General features: G+C 30.6%; 2 protein-coding genes and 1 pseudogene. All 3 read right to left on the bottom strand.

The genetic code is table 11. The annotated features are described in order from the left end of the window. A partial coding sequence (locus ACF91D_RS30240) for an SDR family NAD(P)-dependent oxidoreductase (RefSeq protein ID WP_392438430.1) occupies positions 1–305 on the bottom strand: 305 nt, incomplete at its 3' end. A gap of 10 nt (positions 306–315) precedes the next feature. Continuing rightward, positions 316–1,251, bottom strand: a complete 936-nt coding sequence (locus ACF91D_RS30235) for a 3-hydroxyacyl-CoA dehydrogenase family protein (protein WP_208181856.1) — start codon at positions 1,249–1,251, stop codon at positions 316–318. A 27-nt stretch (positions 1,252–1,278) separates the two neighbouring features. Then, a pseudogene (locus ACF91D_RS30230) lies at positions 1,279–1,480 on the bottom strand (GntP family permease); the annotation flags it as partial.

Raw genomic sequence — 1,480 nt, 5'->3', positions numbered from 1 at the left:
GGTTTACTAATATTTATACCAGCATTGTTCACCAATATATCTATGCTTTTATAAATTGCAATTATTTGCTCAACAGTCTCAGAAACCTTATTAAGTTTTGTTATATCAAGTGAAAAAGCATTATGATTTCCATCGTAACGATTCAGTATATCTAATGTTTGATTTAATGCATTATTATCTCTACCTATTATAATTACATTTGCTCCTAATTCAGCAAAATCTATTGCAACCTTTTGGCCGATTCCTTTATTACCACCAGTAATAACTACATTTTTATTTTTTAAATCGATAAAACTTTTTGACAAAATAATCACCTTATTTCTCTTCTAAATCTCTTTTCAAAAAATACATTAATATTTCATCTCTTTTATTTATTATTTCTTGAGGGAGAGGGCCATCCCAATTGTAGAAACCTTTGCCTGTTTTATAACCCAATTCGCCACTTTGAACATGTCGTGCTAATGTTTCTCCAGAAAATTTATCGGTGTTCAAATCTTCAAATAAATAATTGGAAATCGAACTAAAAGTATCTAATCCACCTAAATCTGCTGTCATTAATGGTCCTATTATTGGATATCTTCTTCCAACACTATAAGTAACTGCTGCGTCAATATCTTCTTTTGATGCAACGCCTTTATCTAATAAGGACTGGGCTTCTCTAAAAAGTGCGTATTGTAATCTATTCCCAATAAAACCTGGTATTTCTTTTTGAATTAATATAGGTTTTTTACCGATGGTTTCAATTAAGTTTGTAGTACGGTTGACGACACTTTGACGCGTTACATCATTTTTTACAATTTCTACTAGCGGTATTAAATGTGCGGGATTCCAAAAATGCGTTATTATAAAATTTTCTGGAAAATTATAAAACTGTGATAATTGATTTAATGTAAATCCAGAGGTATTACTTGCCAATATGATATCTTCATCTAATAAACCATTCAAACGTGTATATAACTCTTTCTTTATTTCTAAATCTTCAGGAATAGCTTCAATTACAAATGTTGCATATTCTACGGTTTTTTCTAAATTTGTAGAAAATATTATATTTTTTTTAATTTCTCTTAATTGTTTTTCAGTAATTAATTCGTTACTATACAAGTCATCTAATTTATTTTCTATTTCTTTTTTAGCTAAATCCAAATCACTATTATTCAAACTATACACTTGAGTTTTATAACCAGCCCATGCTGTGGATAACGCGATTGAATGTCCCATGGTCCCGCTACCGATAATTGTTATATTTTCCATAAGCACCCTTCTTTTTATTAATAATGTTTAAAATCCTATCATAAATAAGGTTACTGCTATAATAACTGCAAGAAGCGGAATTATAACAGTCATGGCTCCAAAGGCAGGATAGGCATCTTTATGAGATTCGCCCGCAATTGATCTAATAGTAGTAACAGCATATCCGCCATGTGGTAAGGAGTCTAAAGTTCCAGATGACATAGAAACTGTTCTGTGTAAGGCATCTGCA

The sequence above is a fragment of the Staphylococcus sp. 231237_7MaSpsaltlick genome (assembly GCF_043107035.1).
The sequence above is the reverse complement of the archived record's forward strand: the minus strand, read 5'-3'. Positions and strand labels throughout refer to the sequence as shown.

What these genes read in the sequence shown, in the direction of transcription:
- ACF91D_RS30235 (WP_208181856.1), bottom strand. Translation starts at nt 1,251, where the DNA reads ATGGAAAATATAACAATTATCGGTAGCGGGACCATGGGACATTCAATC.